This window comes from Humitalea sp. 24SJ18S-53, from assembly GCF_050632385.1.
Classification (GTDB): domain Bacteria; phylum Pseudomonadota; class Alphaproteobacteria; order Acetobacterales; family Acetobacteraceae; genus Humitalea.
In genome coordinates, this window is sequence record NZ_CP192599.1 from 5,135,001 (window position 1) to 5,148,664 (window position 13,664).

The following is a 13,664-nucleotide window of genomic DNA, read 5'->3' on the forward strand; positions in this document are numbered from 1 at the left end:
CCGGCGGCCGACAAGACGAAATGGGACGTGTCAACTGTCCGCGCGGATGTTGTTGTCACGGATCACCCGCCCCCATTTCTCCACCTCGGCGCGCAGGAAGGCCTCGGCCTGGGCTGGCGGGCTGGCGACGATGTTGGCGCCCTGGTCGGCCATGCGGGTCCGCACGACGGGGTCCGCCAGCACCTGGGCCAGGGCCTGCTGCATGCGGGCCACGATCGGCGCCGGGACCTGCGGCGGGCCGACGAGCACCCAGTAGGTCAGCGCCTCGAACCCCGCGAAGCCCTGGCGTGCGAAGGGCGCGACCCCGGGCAGGTAGCCGCTGTCGGCCAGGGTGGACACGCCAACCGGCCGCAGCGCCCCCGCGCGGATATGCGGCAGGATGATCACGATATTCGACATGAACAGCGGCACATGCCCCGCCAGCGCATCCTGCAACGCCGGCCCGCCGCCGCGATAGGGCACATGCGTCAGCCGGAAATCGCCCCGCTGCTGCAACAGCACCGCGGCGATATGCGCCAGGCTGCCAACCCCGGTGGTCGCATAATTCAATGCATCCGGCCGGTCCTTGGCCGCCGCGATCACCTCGGCCATCGTCCGGTAAGGCAGGCCGGGATGCACCGTCAGCGCATAGGGACAGGTGCCCAGCACGCTGCAGGCGGAAAAATCGCCCGCGCGATACGGCAACGGCATCAGCGTGTCATTGGTCGCCAGCGTGTCGTTCGCCAGTAGCCAGGTGTAGCCATCGGGGGCGGCGCGCGCCGTTTCGGTCGAACCGACCGAGCCCGAGGCACCGGCGCGATTGTCCACCACGATCGGGCGCCCGAGCAATTCCTGAAGCCGTGGCTGGATGATGCGCGCGACGGTGTCGTTCGACCCGCCCGGCGGGAAGGGCACGACAATCCGCACGGGCCGTTCCGGCCAGGCGCCCTGCGCCCGCCCGATGGACGGAAGGGCCAGGCTGGCGGCAAGGGGGCCGGCCAACAGGGTGCGGCGTTGCATCTTGGTGCGTCCTTGTCCCGTCGTCGGGTCCCGTCACGCATTCGGGCATGCCGGCCGGTCCGGATCAAGCGCGACGGTCACGCCGCGCGTGCGATCCCCGGAACCAGCGCGCCACGAAACCCTTCGATGATATGCGACGCCATGGCATCCGCGGCCGGTTCGCCGACCGAGGCCGGATGCCGCATCAGCACGATGCCCATGTCCGGCAAGGGCGGCAGGCCCTCCGCCTCACCCAGCCAGGCCAACCCCTCGGGCAAGGCGCCAGGCGTGCTGACGGTCAGGGCCAGGCCCGCCAGCGCCACGGTGAAACACCCCGTCTGGGTCGCCGAATTATAGGTGACGCGCCCCCGCCGCCCGGCCTTGCTCAAGGCCGTCAGGGTCGCATTGCGCCAGGGACAGTCGGATTCCGCCAGGGCCAGTGCCAGCGGCAAGGGGTCGCGCCGGTGCAGCGCATGGCGCGGGCTGCCCACCCAATGCAGCGGCCCCCGCCACAAGGGGCGCGATGTCATGCCCGGCGGCTCGTGCCCCTCGGTCAGCAAGGTCATGTCAAGCGCCCCGGCGGCCAGCCGGTCGGCCAGCACATCGGAATTCATGCAGATCACGTCGAGTTCGACCGCGGGATAGGCCTCGGCGAAGCGGGCCAGGATGCCGGGCAGCCACTGCAGCGCGTAGTCATCGGGCGTCCCCAGCCGCACCGTGCCGACCATGGGGGGGGCCCGCAGCGTCGCCACGATCTCGTCATTCAGCGCCAGCAGGGCGCGCGCCCGTTCCAGCAGCCAGGCGCCGCGCGGGGTCGGGACCATGCCGCGCGCGGTCCGGGTCAACAGGCTGTGGCCGAGCGATTCCTCCAGCCGGCGCAACTGCATCGACACCGCCGACTGGGTGCGGCCGACGCGCTGGGCGGCACGGGTGACGCTGCCGCCCTCCGCGATCAGCACGAAGGATCGAAGCAGGTCGGGGTCGAGCCCGGCGGGGATGGCAAGCATGGCACCAACATCAAGCATTCTGATAGGCAAAGTCAAAACAACTCGTTTGGTTTATTTTGCCCAGGCGATCACACATGGCGTGTCACCAGCCAACAAGGAATCCCGGTCATGTCCGGTTTCGGCCTCAGCCTCTCGCTCCCCACCAGCGTCCGGATCACCGGCCTGCGCGGCTTTTCCGCCATGCTGAAGCGGGCCCTGGTTGCGATCGAGACGCGCCGCGACCTGGCCGAGATGGACGACCGGATGCTGCGCGACGTCGGCATCAGCCGCGCCGATGCGCTGCATGAGGCGGAGCGGGCGCCGTGGGATCTGGACATCACGCGGCGCGGGCAGTCCTAACCCGCCAGCAACCGCCGCGCTTCCGCCTGCAGTGGGGTGGCCGACAGGGCGAAGACCTGCCGGCCCTCACCCCGGCTCATCCCGTCCAGGTCCATGCCCACCAGCATGGCGACCAACCCGGCCGCCCCGGGCCGCAGCAGCGCCGCGGTCATCCCCAGCACGCTGCCATCGGCGACGATCACCGGCCCCCCGGAATAGCCCATCAGCGCGGGCATCCGGGCGATGAAGCCTGGCCCGCTGCCCTCCAGCACGGCCGCCGTGGTATCGACCTGGCCGGCCGCCATGGCGGGGCCGATCCCGGGCGCGCCCAGCGCCCAGACCGCCTCCCCCAACACCGGCAAGCGGTCGGCGAAGGCGGCGGGGCGAAGGAAGCCGGGTTCGACCCGCAGCACCAGCACATCGAGGTCGGGGCTGCGACCCGCCACCCGCGCCGCGGCAAAGCGACCATCGGGGCGGCGCAACCAGGCCCGCGTGGCGCGCGGCATCACATGGGCACAGGTCAGCACATGGCCGTCGTCCAGCCCCACGACGGCGCCGAGGATCCGGCCGGGCGCCTCACCCCCGGCATGCAAGGAGGCGAAGCCGCCGGCCAGGAAGGCGGCGGCCGGGGTGCCGGTGACATGCTGTTCCAGGCGGGGCGCGCAACCGGCCAATGGGGCCAGCAGCAGGCCCCGGCGGGCCAGTTTCGGGCCACGAACCGGCAGGGCGCGTCGTATATGCAAGGCGGCGGTTTCTTCCCTGTTACGGAAGCGACTCGTGCAGCGAAATGACTGTACGGCGTGCTTACGAAATCACTGCCTAACGCGCACGTAATGGATGCCTGCGCGTTCGAGCCCTCCCCGCCGGGAGCCCGGGCATCGCGAGTCTGCAAGGCGCGCCGATGCTGGCCCTGGGCGGCGTCCTTGCGTGCGACCGCCGCGGCCAGCCCGCCCCGGGCCTTCTCGCAGAGGGCTTCATCGATGGGGCGCGACGCCGGAGGCGCTGCGGCAGCCAGCCCAGCACCGGTCGCTTGGATCATCCGTCATCGGCATCCGGCGCTGGCCAGGCACGTCACGGCCGCTGGGCCATGCGCCGGAGGGCCTCGTTACACTGCGTCATATTGCGATGCAGCAAGATGCTTGACAGGGCGGAAACTCATGAGTACCCGTTCACGAAACTTGTCAGTTTCCAGCGCGGAAGACCCTCATGCTCCCCTCTCAGCACCGCCGTCGCCTTGCCGCGCCCGCTTCCGCCCTCGTCCTCGCCCTGCTGGCAGCCGGCTGCAAGGAACAGCAAAGCCAGGCCGCCCCCGCCGCACCACCGCCGGCGGCCGTCACCGTGGTGACCCTGCGGCAGCAGCCGGTGCCCATCACCATCGAACTGCCAGGCCGCACCGCCGCCTATCGCACGGCCGAGGTCCGGCCCCAGGTCGGCGGCGTGGTGCGCGAACGCCTGTTCGCCGAGGGGCAGGACGTGCAGGCGGGCCAGCCGCTCTACCAGATCGACCCGGCCCAGTTGCAGGCCAGCCTGGATAGCGCCGAGGCCTCCCTCCAGCGCAACGAGGCGACGGCCGCCTCGGCCGAGATCACCGTCAACCGATACCGCCCGCTGGTGCGCGCCCGCGCGGTCAGCCAGCAGGACCTGGACAATGCCGAGGCGTCGCTGCGCCAGGCCCAGGCCGATGTGGCCCTGGCCCGCGCCGCCGTGCAGAGCGCCCGCATCAACCTCGATTTCACCCGCGTCACCTCCCCCATTCCGGGGCGCACCGGGCGATCCAGTGTCACGCCGGGTGCGCTGGTGACGGCCGACCAGGCGAATGCGCTGGTCACCATCACCCAGCTTGATCCGATCTATGTGGACATGACCCAGCCGAGTTCCCGCCTGCTGCGGCTGCGGCGGGATGTCGCCAGCGGCGCGCTGCGCCGCGACGATGCCGGCGCCGCGGTGGTCAAGCTGGTGCTGGAAGACGGCAGCGAATACGCCGCCCCCGGGCAGTTGCAATTCTCCGAGGTGATCGTCGATCCCGGCACCGGCTCGGTCACCCTGCGGGCGGTCTTCCCGAACCCGCAGGGGCTGCTGATGCCCGGCATGTTCGTGCGCGCCCGCGTCGAGGAAGGTGTCACCGACCGCGCCCTGCTGGTGCCGCAGCAGGCCGTGACCCGCACCCCGCGGGGCGAGGCCACGACCATGGTCGTGGATGCGGAGAACAAGGTCTCCGCGCGGATCATCCAGGCCGAACGCGCCGTGGGCACCACCTGGCTGGTGACCGCCGGCTTGCAGGCGGGTGACCGGGTGATCGTGGAAGGCGTGCAGCGCGCCCGGCCCGGCGCCACGGTGACGGTGACGGAAACCACCCAGGCGGCGCTCGACCAACGGGGCCGCCCCGCGGCCGTCGGCGGCTGAGATGGCCCGCTTCTTCATCGACCGCCCGGTCTTCGCCTGGGTGCTCGCCATCGCGCTGATGATGGCCGGCGTGCTGTCGCTGCGCAGCCTGCCGGTCGCGCAATATCCCTCGATCGCGCCGCCTTCCATCTCGATCTCGGTGTCCTATCCCGGCGCCTCCGCCGAAACGGTGCAGAGCACGGTGGTGCAGATCATCGAGCAGCAACTGAGCGGCATCGACAACCTGCTCTACTTCAGCTCGGAAAGCAGCAAGGACGGCAGCGCCACCATCACGCTGAGCTTCGCCCAGGGCACCGATCCCGACGTCGCCCAGGTGCAGGTGCAGAACAAGGTGCAGCTCGCCGTGCCGCGCCTGCCCCAGGCGGTGCAGCAGCAGGGCCTGCGCGTGGCCAAGGCGACGCGCAACTTCCTGATGGTGGTGGGCTTCGTCTCGACGGACGGGCGGCTCAACAATACCGACATCGGCGACTACATCGCCTCCAACGTGCAGGATGCGATGAGCCGCACGCCCGGCGTCGGCGACTACCAGTTGTTTGGCGCGCAATATGCGATGCGGCTGTGGCTGGATCCGGCGAAGCTCGTCAACTTCGGCCTGACGCCGGCTGACGTCTCGACGGCGATCCAGGCGCAGAACGTGCAGATCGCGACCGGCGAACTGGGCGCGCTGCCCTCGGTCCCCGGCCAGCAGTTGAACGCCACCATCATCGGCCCGTCCTACCTGCAGACACCGGAGCAATTCGGCGCGGTGCTGCTGCGCGTGCAGCCGGATGGGTCGCAGGTCCGCCTGCGCGACGTGGCCCGCGTGGAACTCGGTGGCGAAAGCTACGCCATCACCAGCCTCTACAACGGCCGTCCCGCGGCGGGCATCGCGGTCAAGCTCGCCAGCGGCGCCAATGCGCTGGACACCGAACAGGCGGTGCGCGCCACCATCGAACGGTTGCGCCCGACCCTGCCCGCCGGCGTCGAGGTGGTCTTCCCCTACGACACCACCCCCTTCGTGCGGCTGTCGATCCAGGAAGTGGTGAAGACGCTGATCGAGGCGGTCGTCCTCGTCTTCCTCGTGATGTACCTCTTCCTGCAGAATTTTCGGGCGACCTTGATCCCCACCATCGCCGTGCCGGTCGTGCTGCTCGGCACTTTTGCTGTGTTGCAGGCCCTCGGATACAGCATCAACACCCTGACCATGTTCGGCATGGTGCTGGCCATCGGCCTTCTGGTCGATGACGCGATCGTCGTGGTCGAGAATGTCGAGCGCGTGATGGAGGAGGAAAACCTCTCCCCCCTGGAAGCCACGCGCAAATCCATGGACCAGATCACCGGCGCGCTGGTCGGCATCGCGCTGGTGCTGTCGGCGGTGTTCCTGCCGATGGCCTTCTTCGGTGGATCGACCGGCGTGATCTATCGCCAGTTCTCCGTCACCATCGCGACGGCCATGGGGCTGTCGGTGCTGGTGGCGGTGATCCTGACCCCCGCCCTCTGCGCCACGCTGCTGAAGCCCCCCGCCAAGGCGCATCACGAAAAGCGCGGCTTCTTCGGCTGGTTCAACCGCAGCTTCGACCGCGGCAACCGCGTCTATGGCCGTGGCGTCGGCTATGCGCTGCGGCGGCCGTTCCGGCTGGGCGCGGTCTATTTGGCGCTGGTCGTGGTCCTCGGGGTGCTCTTCGTCCGCCTGCCGACCGCCTTCGTGCCGGATGAGGACCAGGGCACCCTGTTCGTCCAGGTCGTCGCCCCGCCCGGTGCCACGGTGGAGCGCACGCAGCGCGCCGTGGATGCGGTGACCAAGTACCTGCTGGAGCAGGAAACCGGCGTCGTCTCCTCCGTCTTCGGCATCACCGGCTTCAGCTTCGGTGGCCGTGGCCAGAATTCCGGCATGGCCTTCGTCAGCCTGCGCGACTGGGATGATCGCCCCGGCCCGGCGAATAGCGTGCAGGCGCTGGCCGGGCGGGTGATGCGGCATTTCTCCGGCTATTCGGATGCGATGATCTTCGCCTTCGCCCCGCCGGCGATCTCGGAATTGGGCAATGCGACGGGCTTCGAGTTCCAGTTGCTGGACCGTGGCGGCCTTGGGCATGAACGCCTGCTCGCCGCCCGCAACCAGTTGCTGGGCCTGGCGGCGCAGAGCCCCATCCTGGCCGGGGTGCGCCCCAATGGGCAGGAGGATGAACCGCAGTACCGGCTGGTGATCGATTGGGAACGCGCCAGCGCCCTTGGCCTGTCGATCGCCAACGTCAATTCCACCGTCGCGGCCGCCTGGGGCTCCAGCTACGTCAATGACTTCATCGACCGTGGCCGGGTGAAGCGCGTCTTCATGCAGGGCGAGGCGTCCTCCCGCATGTTGCCGGGCGACCTGGAAAGCTGGTTCGTGCGCAACAGCGCCGGCCAGATGGTGCCCTTCGCCGCCTTCGGCCGTGCCGAATGGGGCTATGGCCCACCAAAACTGGAACGCTTCAACGGCGTCGCCTCCTTCCAGATCGTCGGCAATGCGGCGCCGGGCCGCAGCACCGGCGAGGCGATGGCCGAGATGGAGCGCCTGGTCGCCCAGCTTCCCCCCGGCATCGGCCAGGACTGGAGCGGCTTGTCCTATGAGGAACGGCAATCTGGCTCCCAGGCGCCGGCGCTCTATGCGCTGTCGTTGCTGGTGGTCTTCCTCTGCCTCGCGGCTCTCTACGAGAGTTGGTCGATCCCCGCGGCGGTGATGCTGGTGGTGCCGCTCGGCGTGCTCGGCGCGGTCGTCGCCACGCTCTGGGCCGGCATGGCGAATGACGTCTATTTCCAGGTGGCGCTGCTCACCACCGTCGGGCTTTCGGCGAAGAACGCGATCCTGATCGTGGAATTCGCCAAGGAGGAGTTCGAGCGCGGCGCCAGCCTGGCCGATGCGGCGCTGTCCGCGGCTCGGCAGCGGTTGCGGCCGATCCTGATGACGTCGCTGGCCTTCGTGCTGGGCGTGGTCCCGCTGGCGCTGTCCACCGGCGCGGGCTCCGGCGGGCGCAATGCCATCGGCGTCGGCGTGATCGGCGGCGTGATGGCCGGCACGGTGCTGGCGATCATGTTCGTGCCGGTGTTCTTCGTCGTGGTGCTGCGCCTGTTCCGCGTGCGCCAAAAATCCACGACCGAACCCAAGGCCATCCCGCATCCGGCGGCCGGAGAATGATGATGCGCCGTCCTCTGCTTGCCTTGCCCCTCGCCGCGATCCTGCTGTCGGGCTGCAGCCTGATCCCCGACATCGGCCGCCCGGCGGCGCCGGTGCCGACCGCCTGGCCGGATGGCCCGGCCTATCGCACCCCGCCCGCCGCCACGGCGGTCACCGATCCGCTTCTGTCGGCGGATGCGACGGGCTGGCGCGAGGTCTTCCGCGACCCGCAACTGCGCCAGGTGGTGGAACTCGCCCTGGCCAACAACCGCGACCTGCGCATCGCCACGCTGAATGTCGCGGCGGCGGAGGCACAGTATCGCGTGCAGCGGGGCGAGTTGTTCCCGCAGGTCGGCGCCACGGCGTCGCTCAATGCGCAGCGCATTCCGGCCAGCCTTTCCACCGGCGGCGGTGTCGCGACTGGCACGCGTGGCATTTCGACCCGAAGCTGGAGTGCCGGCGTCGGCTTCACCTCCTGGGAAATCGATCTGTTCGGCCGCGTGCGCAGCCTGAGCCAGCAGTCGTTCCAGCAATACCTCGGCTACGCGGAAACCCGACGCGCGTCCCAGATCACCCTGGTGGCGCAGGTGGCCAATGCCTGGCTGACCGTGGCGGCGGATCGCGAATTGCTGGCGCTGACGCAGCAGACGCTGACGAACCAGCAGGAAGCCTATCGCCTGACCCAGGCCGGCTACGACGGCGGCACCGCCACGGCCGTGGCGCTGCGCCAGGCACAGACCTCGGTCGAGACGGCGCGCGCCAGCCTCGCCCAATACACCCGCCAGCAGGCGCAGGATGAGAATGCGCTGAACCAGTTGGTCGGCGCCCAGGTACCGCCCGGTCTGCTGCCAACCGCACCCCTGGATGGTCCGGGGCTGGTGGCGGAGGTCCCGGCGGGGCTGGAGTCCACCATCCTGACCCGCCGCCCGGACGTGCTGGCGGCCGAGCACAACCTGATGGCCGCCAATGCCAATATCGGCGCGGCCCGCGCGGCCTTCTTCCCCTCGATCACATTGACGGCCAATGCCGGCATCGCCAGCGCCAGCTTCAGCCGGCTTTTTGCTGCCGGCGGCGGGAACTGGAATTTTGCGCCGCAGATCAACCTGCCGATTTTTTCGGGCGGCGCACTGCAAGGCAGCCTGGACCTGGCCAAGGTGCAGACGCAGGTGCAGGTCGCGGAATACGAACGTGCCCTGCAGACGGCCTTCCGCGAAGTGGCCGATGCGCTGGCGGCGCGCGGCACCTATGGCGACCAGATCGCCGCCCAGGCGGCCCTGGCGGATTCCTATGCCGATGCCTATCGCCTGTCGCTGATGCGTTTCCGCGGCGGGCTCGACACCTTCCAGGCGCCGCTGGATTCCCAACGCCAGCTCTTCACGGCGCAGCAGGCGCTGATCACCCTGCGACTGGAGCGGTTGCAGGGGTTGGTGACGCTCTACAAGGCACTGGGTGGCGGCTGGAGTGAGGCCAATGTCCAGGCGGCCGAAGCTGCGGTCCCATGATGCAAATCCCGCCCCCGCGTGCCAGCATCGGCCGTCCCGCTTCCGGACCAAGACGATGACAGCAATCGCATCGGCCACCATCGAGGCCGCGGAGTCCGCGACGCGGCGCCGGCTGACCGAGGCCGATCGACGGCTGGAACTGGTGCGCGTCGCGGAGGACGTGTTCCTCGCCCAAGGCTATACAGCGGCGAACATGGATGATGTCGCGCGCGGCGCGCGCATGTCGAAGAAGACGCTCTACCAGATCTTCGCCTCCAAGGCGGCGCTGTTCGAGGCGGTGATCGCCGACCACCTGGCGCCGCTGAAAGCCTCGGCACCGGAGGAGCAGGGCGACGATCCCCGCGCCGCCCTGACCACCCTGCTGGAAATGGCCGCGCGCCACCTGCTGGAGCGCCGCCAGATCGGCATCTTCCGGCTGATCTCGGCCGAGGGCAAACGCGCCCCCGAACTGGCCGAGGCCTTCCACCGCGCCGGGCCGGGCGGGGGCGAGGGCTCGCTGGAGCGCTGCATCGCGGCCCATGCGCGGCGCGGTCACCTGCGTGTCGAGGACCCGGGCGAGGCGGCCAGCATGTTGTTCGGCATGGCCATCGGCAAGATGCACATGATGCTGCTGCTGGGGCTGCGCCAGCAGCCGGAGGCGGAGGAGATCGCCAGCATGGTGGCCCGGGCGGTGGACATCTTCCTGCGCGGGACGCTGCTGCCCAGCGTTGCCTGAAAGGCATCTCCGTCGCGCATCGGTTCCCGACCTGTGGCGCGGGCGGGATGTCCATTGCGGTGCGACGGCGCCGGCGACGGCAGCGGGGTCACCCCGGCCACCCTTCCCCGGCGCCACCCACGACCCACGCGACCGGCAAGGCGTCACGCGGGCTGGTCCGGTGCTGGCCGCTCTCCAGAACAGGAACAGAACGTGAATATAGTCTAAAGCGGGCCTTGCCGGCAAGTGACAGATCGATGTGAAAACCGCCCTCCAGCCCCGCTATGCCTACCCGCCGGGCAGGGGCAGCACGTTCACCGCCAGACCGACGGTCGCACGCTGGCCGCAGTGACCAGTCCATAGGCGGTGATCCCGGCCGCCACCCCCCAAAAATGCCCCGCCAGCCCCATGCCCAGCGGTCCCGCCAGCAGCCAGCCGCCGCCGACCGCGAAGCCGATCCGGCAGATCGCCGCCAGCAGCGGCCCGGTCATCCGCCCCGCCCCCTGGGCCGCGAAGTACATCGCCATCCCAAGCCCGAAGCCACCCAGCGCCGGCCCGGTGATCGCCAGCGCCCCCGCCGCGATCGCCAGCACCGCCGGATCGGTGGAAAACGCCGCCGCGACCGGCCCCGGGAAGACCCCCACGACGACGCCGGCCGATCCCGCGACCAGCAGCGCCAGCCCGCCCCCGACCCAGGCCGTGCGCCGCGCCCGCACCCAATCCTGTGCCCCCACCGCCCGGCCCACCAGCGCCGTCAGCGCCGAACCGACACCGAAGGACAGCGGCACCATCAGGAACTCCAACCGGGCCGCGATGCCATAGGCGGCGACCGCCGCCACCCCCCAGGGCACCAACTGCGCCGTGACCAGGATCGTGGTCAGGTTGGCCAGCGCCGCCAGCACGCAGGCGATCAGCCCGACCGACAGGATGCGCCCGAACAGCACCCGCTGGATCGGCACCCGCCAATGCGGCACGAAACCGGCGCCCCCCAGGGCCACCGTCACCCACATGGCGACCGAGGCCGCGGCGAAAACAATGGCAAAGGCCAATCCCAGCCCCGGCAAGCCCATCCCAAAAGGCTCGGCCAGCGCCCAGGCCAGTATGGGATAGGCGATCCAGGCGACCACCATCGTCCGCGCCGCCAGCCCATGCCGCCCGCCGCCGCGCAGCACCGATGCCAGGGTATTCGCCATCCAGGCCGGCAAGGCCCCCAACCCGAACAGGATCAGCGCATAGGGGATGGCGGCGGCCGCGGCCTCTGGCCCGCCCACCAGGCGCAGGATCGGCCCCGGGAAGCCCACCATCAGCAGCATGAAGCCGGCGGCGAATCCGGCCGCGATCAGCATCGCATGCAGCACCAGGGCCGAGGCATCGTCCCGCCGTCCCGCCCCCAGCGCCCGGGCGATGGCCGAAACCACCCCGCCGCCCATGGCGCCCGTGGACATCTGCTGCATCAGCAGGGCGAAGGGCAGCACCACCGCCCAGCCCGCCAGGGCCGCCGTGCCCTGGCGGGCGGCCAGCACCGTCTCGATGATCTGGGCCGTGGCCTGGATCGCCGCGACCAGGCTGGTCGGGGCCGCCAGCGCCAGGATCTGGCGGAAGATGCCGCTGATCGCCGGCGGCGCCGGAACTGGCGGGGAAACATCGGGCAAGGGCGGAATCCGGAAGGCTGCGGCGGCATGCCAACACCGGATGACGGGATCGGCAAGGGAAGTGAGTTGCGAATCACTCGCAACTACGATACGCCAGCATGACCAACGGAGGCACACATGGCCACACGCGGACTCCCCCACTGGCCCTGGCAGGGTCACGAAACCGCCGATCTCCCGGCGGCCGAATCCGTCCTGGTGGATGCCACGCGGCGCTGGGCCGAGGCCAGGGTCTCCGGCTGGCCCAGCCTGCCTGCCCTGCACCCACCCCTGGCCGCGAGCCAGGCCGAGGCCGCCGCACGGCCGCTGGACGCGCTGCTGCATGCCATCGCCGCCGGCCGCCCCCTGCGCGTCGGCACCCAGGCCAACCCCTGTGTCCTCGGCTGCGAACCGCTGCTGTTGATGGGTTGCACGCTGACACAGGCCGCCCCCCGGGCCCATGCCCTGGCGGCCTGGTGCGCGCTGCTGCCGCCCTGCCCGGCCTATGCCGCCATGGGCCATGCGCTGGCGGTGGGTGTGGCTTTTCGGCACGCCGGGCTGGTTTTTTCGGGGCCGCTTGTATCGGCCGCTTGCTTTTGCCCAGGTTCCAACAGAGATTGACCAACACAAGCAGTTACATTCAAGGTGAGTGTAACTACCAAGTAACTGAGCCTGCAACCGAACTGTAATTCGTCACAAAACACTGTTCATCCAGGGGTATGCCTCCGGCAAGATACACCACGCGATAGTCACGGGGTCACTTCAGCCGAAGGTTTTCCCCGAATGACCCGATCGATCCGCCGCCAAGCCCTTGCCGCCATGCTGCTGGGCGCCACCGCGCTTGGTGGCGTGGGTGCCGTCTTCCTCCCCAACGCCTTCGCGCAGGGCCTCCCCAGCGCCACCTCCATCGCCCCGCGCGCCGGTGCGCCCGCGAGCTTCGCCGACCTGGTCGAGCAGGTTTCGCCCTCCGTCGTGCGCATCGCCATCGATGGCGGCTCGGGCGCCAGCCCCGCGCGCCGCGGCGCCCCCGCGCCTGACGCCGATCCGGAAGGCCGCCGTGGCGGCCAGGGCTCTGGCTTCATCATCGATGCCGACGGGCTGATCGTCACCAACTTCCACGTCGCGGGCCGGGCCGAGAACATCACCGTGACCCTGGCCGATGGCACCGTGCTGCCGGCCAAGCTGGTGGGCGGCGATGAGCGCACCGACCTGGCCGTGCTGCGGGTCGACGCCGGGCGTCCGCTGCCGGCCGTGCCCTTCGCCACCGGCACCCCGCCGCGCGTCGGCGACTGGGTCGTGGCCGTGGGCAACCCCTTCGGCCTCGGTCTGACGGTTACTTCCGGCATCGTCTCGGCGCGTGGCCGCGACATCGGCGCGGGTCCCTATGACGACTTCCTGCAGACCGACACGGCGATCAACCCGGGCAATTCCGGTGGCCCGCTGTTCGACATGCAGGGCCGCGTGGTCGGGGTGAATACCGCGATCCTGTCGCCCTCCGGCGCCTCGGCCGGGATCGGCTTCGCGGTTCCGGCGGAAGTCGCGGCGCGCGTCGCCGGCGACCTGCGCGAGCATGGCCGCGTGGCGCGCGGCTGGCTGGGTGTCGAGACGGCACCGGCCCTGGCCGCCAATGGCCGCCCCGCCCCGGGTGCGCGCCTGGCCAATGTCATGCGCGACGGCCCCGCCGCCCGCGCCGGGCTGCTGCCGGGCGATGTCGTGACCCGCGTCGACGACACGCAGATCAACGACGGCCGTGCCCTGGCCCGTGCGCTCGGCGCCCGCGCGCCGGGTTCGGAAGTGACGCTGGCCATCCAGCGTGGCCAGGAGAGCAAGACCATCCGTGCGACGATCGGCGACCAGCCGTCGGTGCGCGAGGCCGCGGCCCAGGCTGAGCCTGCGCCCACGCCGCGCCGCCGCGCCCCGGCCGACGAACTGCCGAACAGCAAGCAGCGCCGCTGACACACCAGTGCAAGGCCGGGCATCGGCCCGGCCTTGCACTCCCAGGAC

Annotated in this window: 11 protein-coding genes; 7 read left to right on the forward strand and 4 right to left on the reverse strand. The window is 70.4% G+C overall.

The genetic code is table 11. From position 1 onward, the window contains the following. Positions 1-30: 30 nt before the first annotated feature. Positions 31-999: a Bug family tripartite tricarboxylate transporter substrate binding protein gene (locus tag ACQW02_RS24620; RefSeq protein ID WP_431282551.1), complete on the reverse strand. Its 969-nt coding sequence runs from the start codon at positions 997-999 to the stop codon at positions 31-33. A gap of 77 nt (positions 1,000-1,076) precedes the next feature. After that, on the reverse strand, positions 1,077-1,985 hold the full coding sequence (locus ACQW02_RS24625; protein ID WP_431282552.1) for a LysR substrate-binding domain-containing protein: 909 nt from the start codon (positions 1,983-1,985) through the stop codon (positions 1,077-1,079). Positions 1,986-2,093: 108 nt separating this feature from the next. Between ACQW02_RS24625 and ACQW02_RS24630 the strand changes: the two genes are divergently transcribed. Further along, complete coding sequence (locus ACQW02_RS24630) at positions 2,094-2,324, forward strand: DUF1127 domain-containing protein (protein ID WP_431282553.1); 231 nt, start codon at positions 2,094-2,096, stop codon at positions 2,322-2,324. Here the strand turns inward: ACQW02_RS24630 and ACQW02_RS24635 are convergent. Continuing rightward, positions 2,321-3,046: a trypsin-like peptidase domain-containing protein gene (locus ACQW02_RS24635; RefSeq protein ID WP_431282554.1), complete on the reverse strand. Its 726-nt coding sequence runs from the start codon at positions 3,044-3,046 to the stop codon at positions 2,321-2,323. The genes ACQW02_RS24630 and ACQW02_RS24635 overlap by 4 nt on opposite strands. 463 nt (positions 3,047-3,509) lie before the next feature. On the opposite strand from ACQW02_RS24635, the gene ACQW02_RS24640 reads away from it, so the two are divergent. From ACQW02_RS24640 to ACQW02_RS24655, 4 genes are read left to right on the forward strand one after another with little or no spacing between them, the layout of a single operon-like run. Continuing rightward, positions 3,510-4,706, forward strand: coding sequence for an efflux RND transporter periplasmic adaptor subunit (locus ACQW02_RS24640; protein ID WP_431282555.1), 1,197 nt, complete (start codon positions 3,510-3,512; stop codon positions 4,704-4,706). Between the two features lies 1 nt (position 4,707). Beyond that, positions 4,708-7,857, forward strand: coding sequence for an efflux RND transporter permease subunit (locus ACQW02_RS24645; RefSeq protein WP_431282556.1), 3,150 nt, complete (start codon positions 4,708-4,710; stop codon positions 7,855-7,857). Between the two features lie 2 nt (positions 7,858-7,859). Then, positions 7,860-9,338 (forward strand): efflux transporter outer membrane subunit, encoded by a 1,479-nt coding sequence (locus tag ACQW02_RS24650; protein WP_431282557.1) that lies wholly within the window; start codon positions 7,860-7,862, stop codon positions 9,336-9,338. A 55-nt stretch (positions 9,339-9,393) separates the two neighbouring features. Then, the gene (locus tag ACQW02_RS24655; RefSeq protein WP_431282558.1) at positions 9,394-10,053 is read left to right on the forward strand and encodes a TetR/AcrR family transcriptional regulator; all 660 of its coding nucleotides are present in this window, start codon (positions 9,394-9,396) and stop codon (positions 10,051-10,053) included. A 293-nt stretch (positions 10,054-10,346) separates the two neighbouring features. On the opposite strand, the gene ACQW02_RS24660 is transcribed toward ACQW02_RS24655, so the two are convergent. Continuing rightward, positions 10,347-11,684 carry an MATE family efflux transporter gene (locus ACQW02_RS24660; RefSeq protein ID WP_431282559.1) on the reverse strand — a complete coding sequence of 446 codons (1,338 nt, stop codon included), beginning with the start codon at positions 11,682-11,684 and terminating at the stop codon, positions 10,347-10,349. Positions 11,685-11,801: 117 nt separating this feature from the next. On the opposite strand from ACQW02_RS24660, the gene ACQW02_RS24665 reads away from it, so the two are divergent. Both ACQW02_RS24665 and ACQW02_RS24670 read left to right on the forward strand, forming a co-directional pair. Then, positions 11,802-12,281 carry a hypothetical protein gene (locus ACQW02_RS24665; RefSeq protein WP_431282560.1) on the forward strand — a complete coding sequence of 160 codons (480 nt, stop codon included), beginning with the start codon at positions 11,802-11,804 and terminating at the stop codon, positions 12,279-12,281. 162 nt (positions 12,282-12,443) lie between these two features. Beyond that, on the forward strand, positions 12,444-13,616 hold the full coding sequence (locus tag ACQW02_RS24670) for a S1C family serine protease (RefSeq protein WP_431282561.1): 1,173 nt from the start codon (positions 12,444-12,446) through the stop codon (positions 13,614-13,616). The last annotated feature ends 48 nt before the right edge of the window (positions 13,617-13,664 follow it).

Excerpts from the sequence above, each read along its gene's own strand:
- ACQW02_RS24670 (WP_431282561.1), top strand. The coding sequence starts at position 12,444 with ATGACCCGATCGATCCGCCGCCAAGCCCTTGCCGCCATGCTGCTGGGC.
- ACQW02_RS24645 (WP_431282556.1), top strand. The coding sequence starts at position 4,708 with ATGGCCCGCTTCTTCATCGACCGCCCGGTCTTCGCCTGGGTGCTCGCC.
- ACQW02_RS24650 (WP_431282557.1), top strand. The coding sequence starts at position 7,860 with ATGCGCCGTCCTCTGCTTGCCTTGCCCCTCGCCGCGATCCTGCTGTCG.
- ACQW02_RS24640 (WP_431282555.1), top strand. The coding sequence starts at position 3,510 with ATGCTCCCCTCTCAGCACCGCCGTCGCCTTGCCGCGCCCGCTTCCGCC.
- ACQW02_RS24620 (WP_431282551.1), bottom strand. The coding sequence starts at position 999 with ATGCAACGCCGCACCCTGTTGGCCGGCCCCCTTGCCGCCAGCCTGGCC.
- ACQW02_RS24630 (WP_431282553.1), top strand. The coding sequence starts at position 2,094 with ATGTCCGGTTTCGGCCTCAGCCTCTCGCTCCCCACCAGCGTCCGGATC.
- ACQW02_RS24655 (WP_431282558.1), top strand. The coding sequence starts at position 9,394 with ATGACAGCAATCGCATCGGCCACCATCGAGGCCGCGGAGTCCGCGACG.
- ACQW02_RS24665 (WP_431282560.1), top strand. The coding sequence starts at position 11,802 with ATGGCCACACGCGGACTCCCCCACTGGCCCTGGCAGGGTCACGAAACC.
- ACQW02_RS24625 (WP_431282552.1), bottom strand. The coding sequence starts at position 1,985 with ATGCTTGCCATCCCCGCCGGGCTCGACCCCGACCTGCTTCGATCCTTC.